Here is a 19,172-nt window from a genome sequence, read left to right on the forward strand (position 1 = left end):
TCTCGGAAGCATGGCGAGTAGCGGTGCGCGCGATTCGGTGGCGGTGCGACGACGTAACCTCGGTGTGGTGCTGCGGCATGTGGCCGAGCACGGCCCGTGCGCGCGCACCGAGATCGCGGCGGCGACCGGGCTGTCGCATGCCTCGGTCACCACGATGGTCGCCGACCTGACGATGCGCGGGCTGATCGGCGAGGACGGGGCGCGGCATCTCGGCGGCCGGGGGCGGCCGCGGCGGTTGCTCCACATGGTGCCGCGGCGCGCGGTGACGGTCGCGGTGCAGATCAGCGCCGAGCACCTGCGCGTCGCACTCGCCGATCTCGCGGGAACCCTTGTGTGGCAGGAGATGTCACCGCATGACGACGCCACCGCTCTGCCCGCGTCGATGGCGGACCGGATCGCGGCGGCGGTGCGCCGCGCGCGCACCGCGGCGCCGTCGGGTGCGGAGCTGGTGCGCGTCGTCGTCGCGATGGCCGGACCGGTGGCCGACGACGCCGCCAGAACCGTGCTCGTCGCACCGGAGTTCGGCTGGCTGCGCCCGGTTCGCCTGCGTGCGTTGATCGATCGGCGGCTGCCCGATCTGACCTGCCCGATCGACGTGATCAACGACGCGAATGCCGCGGCCCTCGCCGAATATCATGCCCATCCGGGGCGGCCGCGTGCCGTGGTCTACATCGCGGCGGGCACCGGCATCGGTGGGGGCGTGGTGCTCGACGGCATGATCCACGCGGGCAGTCACGGCATCGCGGGTGAACCGGGACATATGCCGGTCTCGTTCGATGGGCCGCTGTGTCTCTGCGGTGCCAGTGGTTGTCTGGTGTGCTACGCCGGGCCAGAGGCGGTGCTCGGCGCGGCCGGACTCGGTGATCTGTTGCGTGACGATGGATTAGAGCGCGCGACCGGGGAGCTCACCTCGGCTCTCGGCCGATGCGACACGCGCGCGCTCGCGGCGATCACCAGCGCGGGCCGGGCGTTGGGCACCGCGATCCTGTCCATCACGGCCCTGCTCGACGTCGATGAGGTGATCCTCGGCGGCACCCTCACCCCGTGGTTCCCGTGGCTGGACCCGGTCATCCGCGCACAGCTCGCCGGCCGCCAAGCCCTGGCCCCCACCGTCGCCCCCGAACTCACCCCGGCCCGCCTGGGCGCCGACGCCGCCCTCCTCGGCGTCGTCGAGTTCGCCCGCCGCCGAGCCCTCGCAGACCCCGCCACGGTGCCCCGCGCGCGGCCACTCTGATCGAAACACACCACTTCTCGGGATCTACACCCCTTCTGGCAGCCCACAACGGGTGTAGATCCCGAGAAGTGGTGTGGATGCTGCGGCCTTAGGCTGGAGGTATGGGTGAGGTTGGGTTGGGGGCGGTGGCGGCGGTGCTGCTGGCGCCGGTGGCCGCCGCGCTGACCGCGCTCGTGTACCGCTTTCCGGTGCCGATGGCGGGCTATGCCCGTGGGTTCGGTGGGGTGGGGGACGCGGCGTTGGGGAGCCTGTTCTACCTGATCCTCGGCGGCGGCCCGGTGCTGGCGGCGCTCGGCGCCGTAGGCGGCGTCGTCGCGGCACGAGTCGCGGGCCCGGACCGCCGCCGTGCCCGGGTCCTCACCCTGCTCGTGGCGGCCGCTGTTGCGTTGCTGGCCGCCGTAGCGCTGGCGGTGCTCGAATTCTTCATCGGCGCTTGGTAATACGTGCGCTGACGCCGGGCCTGTCGAAGTCGTGTCCGCCGCCTCGGGCCGCCTTGTCGTTGTCCCGATGTGACCCGGCTCGTCCTCTGCTTTGGCCCGACGACGGGTTGAACCGTGCTGGCAACGGCCTGGGTTTCGACGCAGGTTCTGTTCGCCGCACTGGCCGTGTGTGGCGCGCCCTGTGCTGGATGCGATGCGTGCGCCACGTCGTCGCTGCCCTCGGCACTAGTACACGGGAGTCGGCGTATTCGTGATCGGTAGCGGTGCTGGTGTTCGACGGCCAGGGCGTGTTCGGTCTCGGTGTCGGGCTGGCGGGATTCGATCTCGATACCGGCGCGGAGACCTGGACGACGGAGCTGACCGGATGTTCGCGGATGTCCGTACTCCGTGGTGGGTTGGTGCAGCTGGTGCACTCCGACTGCGCCGGCTACCGCGACACCGATCTCCTCGACCGCACAGGTCGCGCGATCGCCGGGACCGATCACGCGGGCGTGCAAAGTCTTTCGATCGACCGTCCGGCCGACGACACTGTTCCGGTGCTGCTCGCCGACGGCGCCCGCGATCGTCGGACCGGCGAACTCGTTTGGTCCACACCGGATCTCGTCACCGCCGGAGGGGGGAAGGACGGCACCGCGGTCGCCGTCGTCGGCGACACGGCGTTGCTCCGCGACCACATCGTGCACACTATGACCGGGCTGGACATGCGCACCGGCCAGCGGAAATGGCAGGTCCTGACCGAGCGGGGCGGCACGGCCGCCGGTTGGGACGGACACGTCGTCGTCTTCGCCGACAGTCAGGGGCTCTGGGCGATCGACCCGGGAACCGGCGCGACGGCCTGGGAGATCCCGTTCGCCGCGGTGGACACCAAGGCTGAATCATTCAGTGGCGAAGGACAATTGACGGCGCCCAGTAAGGGGCACTATTTCTACGCCTCCGCGCACACCTTGCTCGCGTTGCGTCCGCTCTAGCGGTCCGGATCGAAGTGCGTGCGGCGGCAGGAGTCAGCGCGCCGGGAACCGGACGACCCGGTCGTCGCCGGTGCGGACGGTGCCGCGCCCGTCGGTATTGGACGTGCTGACCCAGAGCGAGCCGTCCGGCGCGACCTGGGCGGTGCGCAACCTGCCGTAGCGGTCCCGCAGCTCGGCGGCGGGTTGACCCAGCGAGCCGTCGGCGCGCAGGGGGATGGTCCACAACCGCTGGCCGCGTAATGCCGCCACGTACAACGTGTTCGCGGTGATCGCGAGCCCCGACGGCGAGGCATCGCGGGTGGACCAGGTGACCAAGGGGTTGGTGTACCGGCCGCCCTGGGTGTCGCCCTTGCCCTCGACAATCGGCCAGCCGTAGTTGCGGCCCGCCTCGATCCGGTTCACCTCGTCGTAGGTGTCCTGGCCGAACTCGGTCGCGTAGCACCGTCCGGTGCTGTCCCAAGCCAGGCCCTGCACGTTGCGGTGCCCGAGAGTGTAGACCGGTGAATTCGGCGTCGGATTGCCCGGTGCGGGCTTCCCCTCTGGGGTCAGCCGGAGGATCTTTCCGTTGGGACTGGCCGGATCCTGCGACCGCTGCGACTGTCCGGCGTCGCCGGTGCCCGCGTAGAGCATGCCGTCGGGCCCGAACGCGATCCTGCCGCCGTTGTGCGTGCCTGCCTTGGCGATCCCGGTGAAGATCGCCTCGGGTTGGCCGTCCAGCCGGAAGCGGACGATCCGGTTGTCGTTGCTCGCCGTGAAATAGGCATAGACGTAACCGTTCTCGGCATACTGCGGTGACACCGCGAGGCCGAGCAGTCCGCCCTCACCGCGTGCCACCACACCCGGTACCCGATACGCCTGCACCGGCGCGGTCCCCGGCGAAATACGCAGGATCACACCGGTATTGCGCTGTGCGACGAGGGCCGAGCCGTCGGGGAGAAAGGCCAGTCCCCACGGAATGGCGATGTCGCGCGCCACTTCCTGGGGTGCGTTGAGGTCGGGTACGCCCGCCGACGGGGCCGCGGACGAACCGGGCGTGGTGGCGAAAGTCGTTGCCATCATCAAGATCACCGCGGCACCCGCGTAACGTGCCGCACGTCGAAGTGCCGAAGTCATGACTAAGTAGAACCACATCCGGACACTTGACTCGACTGGCGACCGAAGTGGGGAGCCCGCTGCCGGTATCAGCGCGGCGGCTGCTCCGGTAGCGGCGCGGACCAGCGCAAAACGGTGCCGTGCGCGTTCGTCGCGCGGATGTCGAAACTGCCGCCTGCTTGTTCGGCGCGGGCCGCGAGGTTGGCCAGCCCGCTGCGCCGCGGTACCTGTTCGGGGAGGCCGGTGCCGTCGTCGGTGATCGCTACCGTGACGTCGTCGCGGACCGAGAGTTGTACCGAGACAGTGGATGCCGCCGCATGCCGCACCACGTTGCTGAGACCCTCGCGCAACACCGCCTCGACGTCCTCCGACAGCGGCGGCGCCAGCACCGACACCGGACCCGCCAGCCGGACCGTGGTGCGCAGACCCGTGTCCGCGGTCATCTCGGCGATCACCGAGTGCAGGCGCTTACGCAGGGTCGGGGCGTCCGCGGTGGTGCTGCTGTGCAGGTCGAAGATCGAGTGCCGGATCTCCTGCACGATGGACTGGATGTCTTGAATGGTTTCGGTGAGCCTGGTCGCGACCTCGGGTGTGCTCGCACGTTTGGCCGTGCCCTGCAAGGAGAGACCGACCGCGAAGAGCCGCTGGATGACGTGGTCGTGCAGATCGCGGGCGATGCGGTCGCGATCGGAGAGCACGTCGAGCTCGCGCATCCGCCGCTGGGTCGCCGCCAACTGCAAAGCGAGCGCGGCCTGATCGGAGAAGGAGGTGATCATCGCCCGCGCGGCGGCATCGAGCGGGCGCGCGCCGGGCGGGCGCAGCGTGACCAGTACGCCGATCACCGTCTGCTCCGCGCGCAACGGGAGGACAAGTGCGGGACCGTGTTCGGCGGAACCGTCGAAATCCGGCCGGAACAGCAGTTGTTCGCCCGCCACCACCCGGCCGGTCCGGAAGGCGGTGCCGGAATGCGATCCGTCGATCGGAACGCGTTGCCCGGGTAGTCGTTCCGAACCGGACCCGGCCGCCGCGACGACCGTCAGCTCGGTGATCTCGGCCCGGGGGACGGCGGGATCCTCGGGCAGCGCGAGGAAGACGACGGCCGAGCCGGTCAGTCGCAGCGCGCGGTCGGCGACGAGCCCGAGCACCTCATCGGGTTCGGTCCCGGCCAGCAGTTCGGTGGCCACGTCCTGGGTGGCCTCGAGCCACTGCTGACGGATCTGGGATCGTTCGTAGAGCCGGGCATTGGCGACGGCGGTGCCCGCCGCGGCGGCGAGGGCCTGGACCACGACCTCGTCGTCCTCGGTGAATTCTTGGCCGCTTGCCTTCTCGGTGAGGTAGAGGTTGCCGAACACCTCGTCGCGCACCATCACCGGCACACCGAGGAAGGTGTGCATCGGCGGATGATGCGGCGGGAAGCCGACCGAGGCCGGATGGGTCGAAAGGTCGCGCAGCCGAATGGGTTTCGGATCGTCGATGAGCAGGCCGAGGACGCCGTGGCCGCGGGGTAGGTCGCCGATGAGGACGCGGGTGCGGTCGTCGATGCCTTCGTAGACGAATTCGGCGAGTTGGAGGCTGTCTCTTTCGGTTTCGCGGACGCCGAGGGCGCCGTAGCCGGCGTCGACGAGTTCGATGGCGGTGTGGACGATGGTGCGTAGGGTGTTGTCGAGGTCGAGGCCCGCGGTGACGACGAGCATGGCTTCGATGAGTCGGTCCATTTGGTCGCGCACGCCCACGATTTCGGCGATCCGATCCTGGACCTGTACGAGCAACTCACGCAGGCGAAGCTGCCCGAGTGTTTCCAGGACGGGGCTCTGACCCGGGTGATTCATTCGCCCTTCAGCGGTGCGTTGAGCTTCGAGGCGAGCACCGCGGCCTGGGTGCGCCGCTCCACCCCGAGCTTGGCGAGCAATCGGGAGACGTAGTTCTTGACCGTCTTCTCGGCCAGGTACATGCGTCCGGCGATCTGCCGGTTGGTCAAGCCTTCGCCGAGCAGTTCGAGCAATGTGCGTTCCTGCTCGGTCAGCGCGGCCAGCGGTCCGGTTCTGGCCGCCGCCTCCTCCCGGAGTTTGGCCATCAGCGCGGCGGCGGCTCGATTGTCGAGCAGGGAGTGACCGGCGCCGACTTCCCGGATGGCATCGACCAATTCGGTGGTGCCGATGTCTTTGACTACGTATCCGCTGGCGCCGGCCAGGATCGCGTCGAGCATCGCCTGTTCGTCGGTGAACGAGGTCAGGATCAGACAGTGCAGGCCGGGATGCTGGTCGAGCAGCTCGCGGCACAGTTCGATGCCGTTGCCGTCGGGGAGTCGGACGTCGAGCACGACGACGTCGGGGCGCAACGCGGGGATGCGTGCCATGGCCTGTGAGACCGTGCCCGCCTCGCCGATCACCTCGAGATCGGCTTCGGCGTCGATCAGGTCGGCGACCCCGCGGCGCACGATCGCGTGATCGTCGACCAAGAACACTGTGACCATTGCGCTGCACCTTCCTGGACCGTTACTTCAGCCTACGAAGATTCTCGCGCCGACGGACCGGCGCAGGACACCGGTTCGGGGACCTAAGTCCCTTGACAGGTGATCTACGGGGTGCCGGGGCACGGCGACTAACGGGCGTCGTCGTGCCCCGGACAGATCCTGCCGCTATCCCTGACGAAACGACAGGATGTCGGTGACCGGCCTGCGGTGCGAGCGCACGGGCTCCGCGCCGTCCGGTGCGCTGCCGATCCGCAGCACGACCTGCACCGTGAAGCCGAAAGTCACTCTCGAGCAAACGAAAGCAGGCCGCCCTCGAAAGGACGGCCTGCCCCGGCGGAGCGGATCAGGCGAGATCGAACCGGTCGCTGTTGACGACCTTGACCCACGCGGCGACGAAATCGTCGACGAACCGCTGGCCAGCGTCCTGCTGGGCATAGACCTCCGAGATCGCGCGCAGCTGCGAATGCGCGCCGAAGACCAGGTCGTTGGCGGTGGCGGTCCATACGGGCTGACCCGCGCGCACGCCCTGGTAGACGTTCTCCGCCGATTCCGACGCCTTCCACTCGACGCTCTGGTCGAGCAGGTTGACGAAGAAGTCGTTGGTCAACGCGCCCGGACGCTGGGTGAAGACACCGTGCTCGGTGCCGCCGTAATTGGCGCCGAGCGCGCGCAGGCCACCGATGAGGACAGTCAGCTCCGGCGCGGTCAGATCGAGCAGGTAGGCCCGCTCGAGCAGCAGCCGCTCCAGCGGCGCCTTCTCACCGGGCCGCACGTAGTTGCGGAAGCCGTCGGCCCGCGGCTCGAGCACCGCGAACGACTCCACATCGGTGTTCTCCTGTGTCGCGTCGGTGCGCCCGGGGGCGAACGGCACCGTCACGGCGTGACCCGCGTCCTTGGCCGCCTTCTCGATCGCCGCGGAACCGGCCAGGATGATCAGGTCGGCCAGCGATACCTGCTTGCCGCCGGTGGCGGAGCTGTTGAAGTCCTGCTGGATCTGCTCCAGCACGGGCAGCACCTTGGCCAGCTCGGCGGGTTCGTTGAGCTCCCAGTTCTTTTGCGGCTCGAGCCGGATCCGGGCGCCGTTGGCGCCGCCGCGCTTGTCGGTGCTGCGGAAGCTCGACGCGGACGACCACGCCGTCTTGACCAGCTGGGCCACCGACAGACCGGACTCGAGCACCCTGCTCTTGAGCGCCTCGATGTCCTGCTCGTCGATCAGTTCGTGGTCGACCGCGGGCACCGGGTCCTGCCACAGCTGCGGCTCGGGCACCCAGGGGCCGAGGTAGCGGCTGACCGGGCCCATGTCGCGGTGCAGCAGCTTGTACCAGGCCTTGGCGAAGGCCACTTCCAGCTCTTCGGGATGCTCGAGCCACCGGCTGGTGATCTCCCGGTAGATCGGGTCCTCACGCAGAGCGAGGTCCGAGGTCAGCATCGTCGGCGTGCGGGCCGGGCCGTCGAACGGGTCGGGGATGGTGCCCTCGCCCGCGCCGTCCTTCGGCTTCCACTGCCACGCGCCTGCGGGGCTCTTGGTCAGCTCCCACTCGTAGCCGTACAGGTTCTGCAGGAAGCCGTTGCTCCACCGGGTCGGCGTCGAGGTCCACACGACCTCGAGACCGCTGGTGATCGCGTCCTTGCCCTTGCCGGTGCCGTGGGCGCTCTTCCAGCCGAGACCCTGCTGTTCGATCGGCGCGGCTTCGGGTTCGGCGCCGACCAGGTCGGCGTTGCCCGCGCCGTGGGTCTTGCCGAAGCTGTGCCCGCCGACGATGAGCGCCGCGGTCTCCTCGTCGTTCATCGCCATGCGGCCGAACGTCTCGCGGATATCGCGCGCGGAGGCGACCGGATCGGGCTGACCGTTCGGCCCTTCCGGGTTCACGTAGATCAGGCCCATCTGGACCGCGCCGAGCGGGCCGGCGAGTTCCCGGTCGCCGCTGTAGCGTTCGTCGCCGAGCCAGGTGTCCTCCGGACCCCAGAAGACCTCTTCCGGTTCCCAGATGTCGGGGCGGCCGAAGCCGAAGCCGAAGGTCTGGAAGCCCATCGAGTCGAGTGCCACGTTGCCGGCGAACACCAACAGGTCGGCCCAGGAGATCTTGTTGCCGTACTTCTGTTTGACCGGCCACAGCAGGCGGCGCGCCTTGTCCAGGTTGGCGTTGTCGGGCCAGCTGTTGAGCGGGGCGAACCGCTGCGCGCCCTGCCCGCCGCCACCACGGCCGTCGGCGATGCGGTAGGTGCCTGCGGCGTGCCAGCTCATCCGGATGAACAGACCGCCGTAGTTGCCGTAGTCGGCGGGCCACCAATCCTGCGAATCGGTCAGGACCGCCGCGACATCGGCCTTCAGCGCTTCGACGTCGAGCTTCTTGAACTCTTCGGCGTAGTCGAAATCCGGGCCGAGCGGGTTCGACTTGGACGAATGCGCGTGCAGCACCGAGAGATCGATCTGCTCCGGCCACCAGTCCTTATTGGTGCGGGGACGCTGGTCGGTCTTCACCGTCGGCGACGGGATCGCCGGGTTCTCACTCTCGCTGGCGCTTCGAGTTTCGGTATCAGGAGTAGGTGGACGGCTGTCGGACGTCACGGCATTCCTTCCTTGCTGAGTAGTGCGGGCTGTGGTCAGGGACGTGGTGGTGCGGCGTCGTGCTCGGCCGCGCAGTCGGGGCAGCGGCCCCAGTAGATGACTTCGGCCTCGTCGATGGTGAAACCGCTGTCGTCGGAGGCCGACAGGCAGGGCGCGGCGCCGATCGCGCAGTCGACATCGGCGATCCGCCCGCAGCCGCGGCACACGACGTGGTGATGGTTGTCGCCGACCCTGGTCTCGTATCGCGCTACCGAGCCGGACGGCTGGATGCAACGCAGCAGTCCCGCGGCGGTGAGTGTGTGCAGCGAGTCGTAGACCGCCTGATGGGAGACCGCCGACAAACGCGACCGCACCGCCCGGATGATGGAATCGGTATCGGCGTGCGGATTTTCGTGCACGGCGGACAGGACCGCTACCCGGGGCGCGGTCACACGCAGCGAAACTCCCCGCAGCATCTGCTGGAATTCCACGGCCGTAGGCACGAACGTGAGTCTTGTCCGTTTTCTGGAATGAGTCAACCGTTTGCCGGTAGTCGGGGTGTTCTCAGGTGACCAGGCGCGGTCCGCCGAGCGGCGACGCCGTGCCCGCGTCGCCGGGCGGCGTGCCGGTCAGCAGGTGCTTGATGATCTTGCCAGTCTCGCCGCGCGGCAGCATCGGCAGGAAGGTGACGTCGCGCGGCACCGAGAAGCGGCTGAGCCGGTGCCGGATATAGGACCGGATCATGTCCGAATCCAGCCCCGCGCCTTCGCGTTTCACCACGAACGCGGCGAGCCGCTGGCCGAATTCCTGATCCGGCACACCGACCACGGCGACCTCGCTGACCTGCGGCAGATGCGCCAGCGCCTCCTCGACCGGGCGGGGGAAGACGTTCTCGCCGCCGGAGATGATCATCTCGTCGTCGCGCCCGGCGATGAAGAGCCGTCCGTCGGCGTCGAGATAGCCGAGATCGCCGGTGTCGAGCATCCCGTCGGCCTCGGTGGGCGGCGCGGCGTTGACGTAACCATCGAAGAGCATGTGGTTGCCGACGAAGATGTGCCCGGTGACGCCCACCGGCACCGGGCGCTGATCGGGGCCGAGCACCGAGACCCGGGTGCCCAGCGGCGGACGGCCCGCCGTGGTCGGCGCGGTGCGCAGGTCCTCGGGGGTGGCGATGGTGGCCCACGAGACCTCGGTGGAACCGTAGACGTTGTACAGGATGTCGCCGTAGACATCCATGAACCGCAGCACCGTCGCACCGGCCAATGGGGCGCCGCAGCTGACCACCGCGCGCAGGCTCGAGGTGTCGTAGCGGGCGCGCACCGCGTCCGGCAGATCGAGGATGCGGTGCACCATGGTCGGCACCACGATCATGCTGGCGACCCGATGTTCGGCGACCAGGCGCAGACAGTCCTCGGCGTCGAAACGCTCCGGCAGCACCACCGTCGCGCGCAACGGGGTGCTGATCTGCAAACCGGCCAGGCCCCAGGTGTGGAACAGCGGCGCCGGGATGAGCATCGCCTCTTGCATCGGCAGCGGAATCCGGGACAGCAGCGCGGCGATGGTGCCGAAGCCCTTCGGTTCTGGGCGCCGCGCGCCCTTGGGTGTGCCGCTGGTGCCGGAGGTCAGCACGATGAGCCTGCCCGCGCGGTTCGGCAGCCGGAACGGCCGCCCGCCCTCGCCGATCAGATCATCGAGGGTGGCCCGATCGGGCGTGCGCGGGCGGCCGTCGGTGTTGAAGCGGGGCAGATCCGTGTGCAGGTAGTGGACCAGCGGCTCGAGGTCGCCGTCGACGAACAGCGCGGCCAGGCGGTGGCGTTGCACGATGTCCTCGATCTGCCTGCCGGACAGCCCGACATTCAGCAGCGCCACGTCGACGCCGAGTTTGCCCGCGGCGACCATGCATTCGACCATGCCCGCGTGATTGCGGGCGAGCAGGCCGATGGTGTCGCCGAAGCCGAGGTCGAGCGCGGCCAGCGCACGGGCCAGCGCGGTTGTCCGCGTGTGCATCTCGGCGAAGGTGCGGGTGCCGCAATCATCGATGATGGCGATCCGGTCCGGGGCGTGCGCGGCCGCCGTGGCGTAGCCGCCTGCCAGGTTGAAGCCCCATTTCGCCAGGGAGCGAGCCTGTTTCACGCCCGTCGAGAGACTGCCGGTGCGACCGACGCCGACCGTGACCATCTGTTTGGCGACACTGACCTGCCTGCGCACCGGTGAGTTCTCGGCGTTGACCACGGTCGAGGTGCGCGCGCCGCGGATGACGTCCACCGCGCGCCGCAACCCGGCCTCGACCCACGCCATCACCGCCGCGTTGGACCCCTCGGCGATCCGGGGATGCAACCGGCCCGGCGCGAACACCGTCACGACGACCTTGGTGCGTTCCTCGTCGCCGTGCAGCCGGATCGACACGAACGTTCCTGTTCCGGGACACTGCAATTCGAAGCACTCGTACCAGCGGCGCACAGTGAGGCGCAGCTGCGGGGTGCGGATGCCGGTGGCGGCGGTGCCGATGCGCGCCCGCACGATCCGGCTGTCCGGGCGCTCCTCCGCGAGCTCACAGGCGCCGATTCCGGTGAACAACCGCGGATAGGTCTGCGGTTCCAGGAGCAGATCCCACAGTGCCTTGCGGGCGACCGGGAAGTTCGCCCCCACATCGATGACGTCGGTAACCAACTCACGCACTTCTCGTCGGCCGGTTCGAACAACTCGGGGCCGGCGGGTGCCCCTCGATCCGCGGGTCACCCGGTGCGCCGATGCGTCAGCGAACCGGCGACTCGCCATCGCCCCCCAGTATGCGGTCGAGCCGCCATGTTGCTCACCATTTACTCCGACATTGGGTGTCCGGCCCAACCTCGAGCCGGTATCGATGTGAATCCACCCAATCCCCAACAGGTTCGAACCAGCTCTACACCGGGTGGTTCGTGGACACGGGCGCTTCGGCTTTCAGAGTGGATGCCCCGCGCTTCGCGAGTGTCGGACCCGTCCAGCCGGCGCGCCGGGGGATGAGGCGGTGCGGCTTCCTCGAATGTGTCCGCGGTTTCGCACACCGCCGTGCCCGAGCTTCTCGCCTTGCACTTTGTCCCAGGCGTGTCGCGGTTCCGACGTGCGTTGCCGCATGTCATCGGTGCCCGAAGGGAGTGCGGCGGCTGGGCGCGGGCGCATTCGCGATGCACTGGGTCGCGGCGAGTTGTGGCTCGTCGTAACGTGTTTCCGCAGACATTCGTAGTACGGAGGGGAAACGACTGGCATGGTGAGTTTCTTCGGATGGCAAGGGGATCGGCTCGTTGCCGAGCGGTTGGCGGTCAGTCCGTGGTCACCCGGGAAGCTGAGCGGCACCGGAGTCTGCGGGTTGCTGGCTCGCGAACTCGAAACGCATTGCCCCGGGGGATTCGTGCCTGCCCGGTTGACGGTGGACCTGTATCAACCGGTCGCCGACGCGCCGTTCGAGCTGTGCGGCACCGTGGTTCGGCGCGGCTCACGAATCGTCGTCGCCGACGCGGGATTGCTGCAGGACGGCGTGCGGCGGGCTCGGGCAACCGCGGTCTTCCTCACCACCGCGGACGCGCCGCCGGGTCGAGTGTGGCGTCCCGAAGAATTCCTGCCGATGCCGCCGCAGGGCTGCGTCGCGCCCGAGGGCTCGCCCCCGTTGTACAAGAGTGGCGAGAACGACTGGACCGCCGACTTCGCCGCCAATCAGAACGCCGAACGCAAAGCCTCGTGGCACAGCCTGCCCCCGCTGGTGGCGGGCGAGACGATCACCGCGTTCCAGCGCACCGCGATCCTCGGCGATGCCACGAACCACATCTGCCATTGGGGTTCCGCGGGCGCGGGTTACATCAATACCGATGTGACAGTCGCGCTTTCGCGCCTGCCCGTCGGCTACGAACTCGGCCTGCGCGCCGACAACACCATCGCATCGGCCGGCATCTCGATCGGCACCGCCACCCTCTACGACCGCCAGGGCCCGATAGGCACCTGCGTAGTGACCGCACTCGCCAACACCCGCCGCCAAATCGACTTCGCCACCACGCCAAGTACCGACCGAACCCGATCCTGACGGGCTTCAGGCGCGTCGGCAGCCAACAGCAGGCACACACTCCATCAGATGAGTGGGCCGCCGGACCGATCGTGAACTGCCCTACATCCCGCGGGCGGACTGGATAGTGTTGTGTCTCATGGGGTCTGAAGTGGTCGAAGATGTGGCTCGGTTGCCGCGCAAGCGGATGGGGGCGGGGGCGCTGTTCGTCGACGAGCGCGCATCTGGGAAAGGGTGACGCGTGGAACGATTCTCGGCTGTGGAAGTGACGTCGTTCAGTGGTCGGCTCTTGGGGGTGACGGTGCGTGGGTTGTGGCGGCTTGCGGTGGTGTCGGACGAGGGGGGATTCCGTTGACCGGCACCGTGGTTCTCGAATCCGAGGGTGGTTTCGTGACGCTGTCGTACTCCCAGCGCGGTCTTTCGGTCCGCGGTCCGGAGCGGCGTGATGAGATTCGTTGGGACACAGAGCCTGAGTTGAGGTCGGGCGATCGGGGTGAGGCTGAGGAATGGATCGAACTGATCCCCCTCGAGAACCAGAGTGCTGTCCCCGAACTCCCATTCGCTGTCGACGCAGTGCGTGCGTGGTTCGGCATCGGGTCCTACGTCGAGACGCTCGGAATCGCATTGACGAGTGCGGCTCGCACCCTGGTTCTCGCAACAACCGACGCTTTCGACCTGAACTTCTCTACGCTCCAGCAGACTCGGCACCGCGCCGAACTCGTCGCCGCCAACATGAACATGTGCTTGATCGAGCAAGAGTGCAGAATATAAAGGCGGACTCGCCGCTCGCGCCCCTTGATCAATTGGGCGGCCAGACGGTCAGGCGCGAAGCACGCGACGGATGTAATCAGCTTGCGGGACACCGTATTCCAGGCCGTTCTCATCGAGTGCGTTGCTGACCGTCACTCGGTCATCGGCGAAGACGAAGCTGACAGCGACCATGCCCGTGGCGATATCGTGGTGCGGTGGGCGCCATTCGAGCAGTTCCACCGCACCTAGCAACTGCCCCTCGAAGGCGGCCAGCGCGGGCACCGCGTCCCGCCGCCAGACCAGATTGAACGAGTGAGCCTCCGGGCCGGAGTCGACGCCCCAGGACCACGTCGAAGTGCGGACGGGGTCGATCTGGTTCCAGGTTATCGATAGCTCGTCGAACTTGTGGTGGTTGATTTCCAGCTGCTCACCGTCGAAGCCCAGCACTACCGGGCAGTCGCGAAACCACTCGTCCGCGTCCCGATCCCACACCAGCCAGGCGGCCGACAAGCGCCGACCGACGAGCCCCGCCAACCGCCGACCGTGCGCGGACTCGATGGCAGCGCGCCCACTGATCCACTGCGGCCGATACGCCGGGATTCCGAAGTAGGACACCGCACAAGTATGCGCCAGGGCCGACGCGCCGGGCGCGACACGCCCAGGTCGCCCTGGGCGGATGATCAGGAGGAACTGAGGGCGGCATCGGTCGAGAAGGCAGTTACGTGAGTTCCTCCTGATCATCTGTTCAGTAGCGGATGTGCCGAAGACGCGGTGGCTGATCGCCACGCCGTCGGGGGACGGGGGCGTGAATCGAGGGTGGCGGCGGCGCTCTGTGCGAAGCCATCGAGGGGTTACGTCGATTCCTAGAACGCGAGCGTCTCTGGATCGCGCCGATGTTTGCCCCAATCAGGTTGCCTCTATCTGGGCCGAACGTCACGGGGCCGACCGTGGGCGGACGTTCCTCAGCTCACCCAGGTTGCGGAAGGGCTCGAGCTACCCAAGTTGCGGTAGTTCCCGTCGGCTGCTTGTCGTGCCCCGGGTGGGCGGCGGCTCGTTGTGCACCGCGGTTTGATGGGTAGGCCGCAGACTGGCGTACCAGCCGCGCGCCTAACACCTACCTTCAGCACGTCCGCCGAAGTCGTTGAGGCGGTCGAGAACTGGCGATACGCTCCAGTGATCCTCGACCACCACTGAAGGTCCGATGCGTGATGGAGCCACAGGCCGCGGTCAGTAGTCCGGCCATGCTGAGTCTGCTCCGTTATGGCGCGCCTTCCTCCGCCAGTAGGTGCGATGCCCGATACTGAACCAGGCCGATGAGTCTGCAACGGGCGAAAGCGAGGCTCGAATGATCCGCGAGATAATCTCCATTGTCGTCGCTATCGCACCGGCGATGACTGGCCCGGCGATGACTGGCCCGGCGGTGGCCTCGCCCGAGCCTCCGCAGCTGAGTTGTCCTGGTAAGGGCTACTACTCAGATCGTGATGAGTCGCGCGTGTACTACTGGTGCGAGGAAACGGGTGCGGTGCCCAGCCGTTTCATGTGCGGTTACGGTACCGTCTTCCACGAAAACTATGAGGTGTGCGATTACGCTCAGAACGTGCCCCGAAGGCGCGATCGGGCTTTGCCGGGATCCTGACCTGGAGTCACCATGATGTGGCGCTGATATTTCTGACGTGCGGTGTCCGCCCGTCGCCGTGGAATGTCGGAATGCCGCCGAGTGTTTGTTAACAACCCGAACTGCAGCCCAGGTGTGTGGGTTCAGACCTCGATCACGACCTTGCCCCGGACGTGGCGGGTCGCTTGCAATTCGACTGCGGCGCGGATGTTTTCGATGGGGTAGGTGGCGGCGATGGGGACCTGCATGCGGCCCGCGGCGATGAAGCCGGCGATGGTGTCGAGGGCGTCGGGGGCGGCATTGGCGCCGTTGGCGGCGGGGATGCCGTCGACGACCGTCGCGATGGTGCAGATACGGCTGTCCGGGATGCCGAGTTCGCGGGCGACGTGCACGGTGTCGGTGCCGTGCAGGTCGAGTGCCGCTGTGACGGGACCGGTTTCGAGGTCGCGGACCCGGGCGGTCAGGCCGTCACCGTAGGCGACCGGTTCGGCGCCGAGGCTGCGCAGATAGTCGGCGGTGGCGGGCGAGCCGGTCCCGATGACGCGCGCGCCAGCGATCCTGGCCAGCTGGACGGCGAACACGCCGACCCCGCCGCCCGCGCCGCCGATCAGCACGGTGTCGTCGGGACCGAGGCGAAGGATGTCGAGGGCGGCGGAGGCGGTGCTACCCGCGATCGCGAGCGTGGCGGCGGTGCGGTCATCGACCCCGTCCGGGGTATGGTGCGCGACGCCACTGGTGATAGTGCCGTTCGCGTCGACCACGACGAACTCGGCGACGGCCCGGGACAGGGCCGCCCCGAATACCCGGTCGCCGAGCGCGTAGTCGCGCACGCCCGCCCCGACCTGATCGACGACTCCCGCGTAATCGGTGCCGAACCCTACGGGCAGGCTCAAGCCGAACCTGGCCGCGGTCGCGGCATCCGCGGTCATATACCAGTCCATCGGGTTCAACCCCGCTGCCGTCACGCGGATGCGAATCTGCCCGTCACCGGCCTGCGGCGCGGGAACGTCCTGGACAGTGAGTACCTCGGGTCCGCCGAACGATTCGAGCCGAACCGCCCTGCCCGCCGCGCGCCCGCCGTTGTCCTGCTGCATGCCTGTCGCCTCCTCGTAGTCGTGGAGCCTTCCGGTAACGAGCTTAAGCTACGTTGGCAAACGCTCCGCAACCATGCGGTGATGTCAGCCCACGTGGGTGGCCTGCGGCATCGGGTTTCGTGCGGCACGGGCCGGCATGTTCAGTACGTCGGCCAATTGCCGGGTGTCATGAGTTCGAGGAGATGCTCGTCGGGATCACGGAAATAGATGCTGCGGCCGCCGCGTGCCCAGTTGGTCGCGCCCTCGATCGGAATGTCGTGTGCGCTCAGGTGGGTTTCCCATTCCGTCAGCGCGTCCGCGGCGACGGCGAAGCAGATATGGAGGCGACCGCTGCCGTCGTGCGACGGGATCTCGCCCTGCGGCAAGCCCGGTCCGGGCAACACCTTCGGTTCGAGCGAGCCGCCGCGGCGAAAGAGCAGCAAGACGTTGTCGCCACCGATATCGAACGCGCACAACGGATCCGCGTCGAGTATCGGAGTCAGCTGCAACACCTCGGTGTAGAACGCGCGGGCACGATCGAGGTCGTCGACGTACAACGCGGACTCGATGATCCGGTCGAGTTTCGGCATGGTTCGCTTCTTCCTCTCGAATGTCATGTCGAGAGCGATCGTGCAACCTCGAGCCCACTCGAGGTCCAGCCCGTGTGCTCGCGAACACAGGGGGCTGCTGCAGGATTGGGTGACAGTGGTTAGGCAGCCTGTCGGGCTGCTGGGGACATGATGGTTTCGAATTCGATCGGGGTCAACCGGCCGAGCCGGGCCTGTCGGCGCCGACGGTGGTAGGTGCGCTCGATCCAGGTGACGATCGCAATCCGTAATTGTTCGCGAGTTTCCCAGCGCTGACGGTCCAGGACGTTGCGTTGCAGCAGGCTGAAGAAGCTTTCCATGGCGGCGTTGTCACCGGCCGCGCCGACTCTGCCCATGGATCCGACCATGCGGTGACGGTTGAGTGCGTGGACGAATCTCCTCGAGCGAAACTGACTTCCGCGGTCGCTGTGCAGGATGCAACCGGCCACATCGCCGCGCCGGGCGACAGCGTTGTTCACCGCGGTCACCGCCAGCCGTGACTTCATCCGCGAATCGATCGAGTAACCGATGATCCGGTTGGAGAACACGTCCTTGACCGCACACAAATACAGCTTGCCTTCAGTGGTGCAATGTTCGGTAATGTCGCTGAGCCACAAACGATTCGGAGCATCGGCAACGAAGTTTCGCTGCACCAGATCGTCGTGGACGGGCGGACCGGGTCTGCCGTTCTTACCGCGCCGCCGTTTGCCGAAGGCGCTCCACCACCGGTTGGTCGAGCAGATCCGCCACGCGGTCCGATCGGCCATCGATTCACCGGCCTCGCGGGCCTCATCGGCCAGAAACCGGTAGCCGAATTCAGGGTCGTCGCGGTGGGCATCGAACAAGGCGTCGGCCCGATACGCCTCGGCGAGTTCGCCGGCGGTCACCGGTTCGGCCAGCCACCGATAGTAGGGCTGGCGGGCGAGCTGCAGCACCCGGCACGTCACCGCCACAGGAATCCCTTCGGCGGCAAGCTCTTTCACGAGCGGGTAGAGCCTTTTCCCGGGATCTGCGCCTGCGACAGATACGCCGCGGCGCGGCGCAGGACCTCGTTCTCCTGCTCCAACAACCGGATCCGGCGACGGGCATCACGCAACTCGGCAGACTCGCTGCGCGTGGTCCCCGGTTTGTTTCCGTCGTCGATGTCGGATTGGCGCATCCACTTCGACAGCGTCATAGGGTGCACGCCGAAATCGGCCGCGACCTGCTCCAGGGTCACCCCGTCTTCGCGGTTTCGGGCGACTCGCACGACATCGTCGCGGAACTCTTTCGGATACGGCTTGGGCACTGCGACATCCTCTCAGGCCAGCCTCCCGGCAAGCCATCTTGGTTGTCACCCACCCCTGCAGCAGCCCCCAGCCCTGCTGATCGGCCCCGCCGTGCTCGAGCACGCGTTCGCGATGTGGCCTAGGTCATGTCTCCCAATAGTCTGAGCCACTCGACCACCAGCGCGATGACGAAGCCCGCACGGTAGGTCATGGCGAGTTTGTCGTATCGGGTGGCGACGCCACGCCAGTGTTTGGCCTTGTTGAAGGCGCGTTCGACGACGTTGCGACCCTTGTAGGCCATCGGGTCGAACCCCGGCGGTCGCCCACCGGTACGACCACGCCGCTTACGGTGGGCGATCTGATCGCTGCGTTCCGGAATAACCGAGCGAATACCTCTGCTGCGCAGGAACTTCCGGTTGCTTGCCGCGGAGTACGCCTTGTCGGCGAGCACCTGGTCCGGGTTGCGTCGTGGCGGGCCACCGGCCAGGCGCGGCACCGCGACCGCCTCGAGCACGGCAGGCATCATCGGTGAATCACCGGCTTGGCCCGCTGTCAGCAACACCGCCAAACCTCGGCCGTGGCCGTCGGTGGCCAGATGTGCTTTCGTGGTCAGCCCACCTCGGGACCGGCCGATGGCGTGATCAGCGGGCTCGTAAATCCGAGTCCGGGCCGCCGGCTTCCTCGCCGCCACGAGAGGTGTTCGCGCCGTGTTGATGAACTCGCATGATCGAAGAATCCACCGACACGACCCAATCCAGATTCCCGGTCGCGTCCGCGAGCGCGGTCAACGCGACCAGCACTCGATCCCAGGTCCCGTCACCGGCATAGCGGCGATGCCGCTTCCACACCGTCTGCCACGGACCGAACGCCTCCGGCAAGTCCCTCCACGGCACCCCCGTCCGCAACCGGAACAGCATCCCCTCCACCACCAGCCGATTGTTGGCGAAGTTACGGCCTACCTGGCCATCGGATTTCGGCAACAACAGCTCCAGCAGTTCCCACTGCTTATCCGTCAGAACCCGATACCGATCACCAACCACCGTCGCCACGGCGACCATGATGCCCGACCAACCGGCCCACCGGGCGTGATC

17 protein-coding genes are annotated in these 19,172 nt (G+C 67.7%); 6 read left to right on the top strand and 11 right to left on the bottom strand.

Annotation, left to right across the window (positions count from 1 at the left end; all coding sequences use genetic code 11):
- The first annotated feature begins 10 nt into the window (after positions 1 to 10).
- The 3 genes from F5X71_RS16545 to F5X71_RS16555 all read left to right on the top strand — a co-directional run bounded on the left by F5X71_RS16545 (position 11) and on the right by F5X71_RS16555 (position 2,642).
- Entirely contained in the window at positions 11 to 1,234 is a 1,224-nt protein-coding gene (locus F5X71_RS16545; protein WP_167462773.1) for an ROK family transcriptional regulator, read from the top strand.
- 101 nt (positions 1,235 to 1,335) lie between these two features.
- On the top strand, positions 1,336 to 1,674 hold the full coding sequence (locus F5X71_RS16550) for a hypothetical protein (protein WP_167462774.1): 339 nt from the start codon (positions 1,336 to 1,338) through the stop codon (positions 1,672 to 1,674).
- 263 nt (positions 1,675 to 1,937) lie between these two features.
- Positions 1,938 to 2,642, top strand: coding sequence for a PQQ-binding-like beta-propeller repeat protein (locus tag F5X71_RS16555; protein WP_167462775.1), 705 nt, complete (start codon positions 1,938 to 1,940; stop codon positions 2,640 to 2,642).
- A gap of 33 nt (positions 2,643 to 2,675) precedes the next feature.
- On the opposite strand, the gene F5X71_RS16560 is transcribed toward F5X71_RS16555, so the two are convergent.
- The 6 genes from F5X71_RS16560 to F5X71_RS16585 all read right to left on the bottom strand — a co-directional run bounded on the left by F5X71_RS16560 (position 2,676) and on the right by F5X71_RS16585 (position 11,425).
- Complete coding sequence (locus tag F5X71_RS16560; RefSeq protein ID WP_238815932.1) at positions 2,676 to 3,701, bottom strand: PQQ-dependent sugar dehydrogenase; 1,026 nt, start codon at positions 3,699 to 3,701, stop codon at positions 2,676 to 2,678.
- Positions 3,702 to 3,823: 122 nt separating this feature from the next.
- On the bottom strand, positions 3,824 to 5,563 hold the full coding sequence (locus F5X71_RS16565; RefSeq protein WP_167462777.1) for a sensor histidine kinase: 1,740 nt from the start codon (positions 5,561 to 5,563) through the stop codon (positions 3,824 to 3,826).
- The gene (locus F5X71_RS16570; RefSeq protein ID WP_167462778.1) at positions 5,560 to 6,207 is read right to left on the bottom strand and encodes a response regulator transcription factor; all 648 of its coding nucleotides are present in this window, start codon (positions 6,205 to 6,207) and stop codon (positions 5,560 to 5,562) included. Before F5X71_RS16570 ends, F5X71_RS16565 begins: the two co-directional genes overlap by 4 nt.
- Before the next feature lie 343 nt (positions 6,208 to 6,550).
- Positions 6,551 to 8,776 (bottom strand): catalase/peroxidase HPI, encoded by a 2,226-nt coding sequence (katG, locus tag F5X71_RS16575; RefSeq protein ID WP_167462779.1) that lies wholly within the window; start codon positions 8,774 to 8,776, stop codon positions 6,551 to 6,553.
- A gap of 35 nt (positions 8,777 to 8,811) precedes the next feature.
- The gene (locus F5X71_RS16580) at positions 8,812 to 9,231 is read right to left on the bottom strand and encodes a transcriptional repressor (protein ID WP_174817246.1); all 420 of its coding nucleotides are present in this window, start codon (positions 9,229 to 9,231) and stop codon (positions 8,812 to 8,814) included.
- Positions 9,232 to 9,319: 88 nt separating this feature from the next.
- Entirely contained in the window at positions 9,320 to 11,425 is a 2,106-nt protein-coding gene (locus tag F5X71_RS16585) for an AMP-binding protein (protein ID WP_167466514.1), read from the bottom strand.
- Between the two features lie 574 nt (positions 11,426 to 11,999).
- Between F5X71_RS16585 and F5X71_RS16590 the strand changes: the two genes are divergently transcribed.
- Together F5X71_RS16590 and F5X71_RS16595 are read left to right on the top strand one after the other, a co-directional pair.
- Positions 12,000 to 12,809: an acyl-CoA thioesterase domain-containing protein gene (locus F5X71_RS16590; protein WP_167462781.1), complete on the top strand. Its 810-nt coding sequence runs from the start codon at positions 12,000 to 12,002 to the stop codon at positions 12,807 to 12,809.
- A 330-nt stretch (positions 12,810 to 13,139) separates the two neighbouring features.
- Positions 13,140 to 13,559 carry a hypothetical protein gene (locus F5X71_RS16595; protein ID WP_167462782.1) on the top strand — a complete coding sequence of 140 codons (420 nt, stop codon included), beginning with the start codon at positions 13,140 to 13,142 and terminating at the stop codon, positions 13,557 to 13,559.
- 48 nt (positions 13,560 to 13,607) lie between these two features.
- On the opposite strand, the gene F5X71_RS16600 is transcribed toward F5X71_RS16595, so the two are convergent.
- Positions 13,608 to 14,072: a hypothetical protein gene (locus F5X71_RS16600; RefSeq protein WP_238815933.1), complete on the bottom strand. Its 465-nt coding sequence runs from the start codon at positions 14,070 to 14,072 to the stop codon at positions 13,608 to 13,610.
- An 871-nt stretch (positions 14,073 to 14,943) separates the two neighbouring features.
- On the opposite strand from F5X71_RS16600, the gene F5X71_RS37745 reads away from it, so the two are divergent.
- Entirely contained in the window at positions 14,944 to 15,174 is a 231-nt protein-coding gene (locus F5X71_RS37745) for a chitin binding peritrophin-A domain-containing protein (protein ID WP_428981493.1), read from the top strand.
- 122 nt (positions 15,175 to 15,296) lie between these two features.
- Here F5X71_RS37745 and F5X71_RS16610 read toward each other — a convergent pair whose 3' ends face one another.
- The 4 genes from F5X71_RS16610 to F5X71_RS16625 form a co-directional block, all read right to left on the bottom strand.
- Entirely contained in the window at positions 15,297 to 16,247 is a 951-nt protein-coding gene (locus tag F5X71_RS16610) for an NADP-dependent oxidoreductase (RefSeq protein ID WP_167462784.1), read from the bottom strand.
- A gap of 140 nt (positions 16,248 to 16,387) precedes the next feature.
- The gene (locus F5X71_RS16615; protein WP_203218309.1) at positions 16,388 to 16,843 is read right to left on the bottom strand and encodes a VOC family protein; all 456 of its coding nucleotides are present in this window, start codon (positions 16,841 to 16,843) and stop codon (positions 16,388 to 16,390) included.
- A gap of 92 nt (positions 16,844 to 16,935) precedes the next feature.
- Positions 16,936 to 18,101 (bottom strand): IS3 family transposase gene (locus F5X71_RS16620; protein WP_238815430.1). Its coding sequence is split into 2 segments (ribosomal slippage): positions 16,936 to 17,814 and positions 17,817 to 18,101, totalling 1,164 coding nucleotides; the frame shifts between segments, so codons are not numbered across the junction.
- Between the two features lie 119 nt (positions 18,102 to 18,220).
- A protein-coding gene (locus tag F5X71_RS16625) for an IS5 family transposase (protein ID WP_238815329.1) occupies positions 18,221 to 19,139 on the bottom strand; the annotation gives its coding sequence in 2 pieces (ribosomal slippage) (positions 18,221 to 18,770 and positions 18,769 to 19,139; 921 coding nt in all).
- Positions 19,140 to 19,172: the final 33 nt, after the last annotated feature.

This window comes from Nocardia brasiliensis (genome assembly GCF_011801125.1).
GTDB lineage: Bacteria > Actinomycetota > Actinomycetes > Mycobacteriales > Mycobacteriaceae > Nocardia > Nocardia brasiliensis_C.

What these genes read in the sequence shown, in the direction of transcription:
- F5X71_RS16545 (WP_167462773.1), top strand. Translation starts at nt 11, where the DNA reads ATGGCGAGTAGCGGTGCGCGCGATTCGGTGGCGGTGCGACGACGTAAC.
- F5X71_RS16580 (WP_174817246.1), bottom strand. Translation starts at nt 9,231, where the DNA reads ATGCTGCGGGGAGTTTCGCTGCGTGTGACCGCGCCCCGGGTAGCGGTC.
- F5X71_RS16550 (WP_167462774.1), top strand. Translation starts at nt 1,336, where the DNA reads ATGGGTGAGGTTGGGTTGGGGGCGGTGGCGGCGGTGCTGCTGGCGCCG.
- F5X71_RS16570 (WP_167462778.1), bottom strand. Translation starts at nt 6,207, where the DNA reads ATGGTCACAGTGTTCTTGGTCGACGATCACGCGATCGTGCGCCGCGGG.
- F5X71_RS16565 (WP_167462777.1), bottom strand. Translation starts at nt 5,563, where the DNA reads ATGAATCACCCGGGTCAGAGCCCCGTCCTGGAAACACTCGGGCAGCTT.
- F5X71_RS37745 (WP_428981493.1), top strand. Translation starts at nt 14,944, where the DNA reads ATGACTGGCCCGGCGGTGGCCTCGCCCGAGCCTCCGCAGCTGAGTTGT.
- F5X71_RS16615 (WP_203218309.1), bottom strand. Translation starts at nt 16,843, where the DNA reads ATGACATTCGAGAGGAAGAAGCGAACCATGCCGAAACTCGACCGGATC.
- F5X71_RS16590 (WP_167462781.1), top strand. Translation starts at nt 12,000, where the DNA reads ATGGTGAGTTTCTTCGGATGGCAAGGGGATCGGCTCGTTGCCGAGCGG.
- F5X71_RS16610 (WP_167462784.1), bottom strand. Translation starts at nt 16,247, where the DNA reads ATGCAGCAGGACAACGGCGGGCGCGCGGCGGGCAGGGCGGTTCGGCTC.
- F5X71_RS16560 (WP_238815932.1), bottom strand. Translation starts at nt 3,701, where the DNA reads ATGATGGCAACGACTTTCGCCACCACGCCCGGTTCGTCCGCGGCCCCG.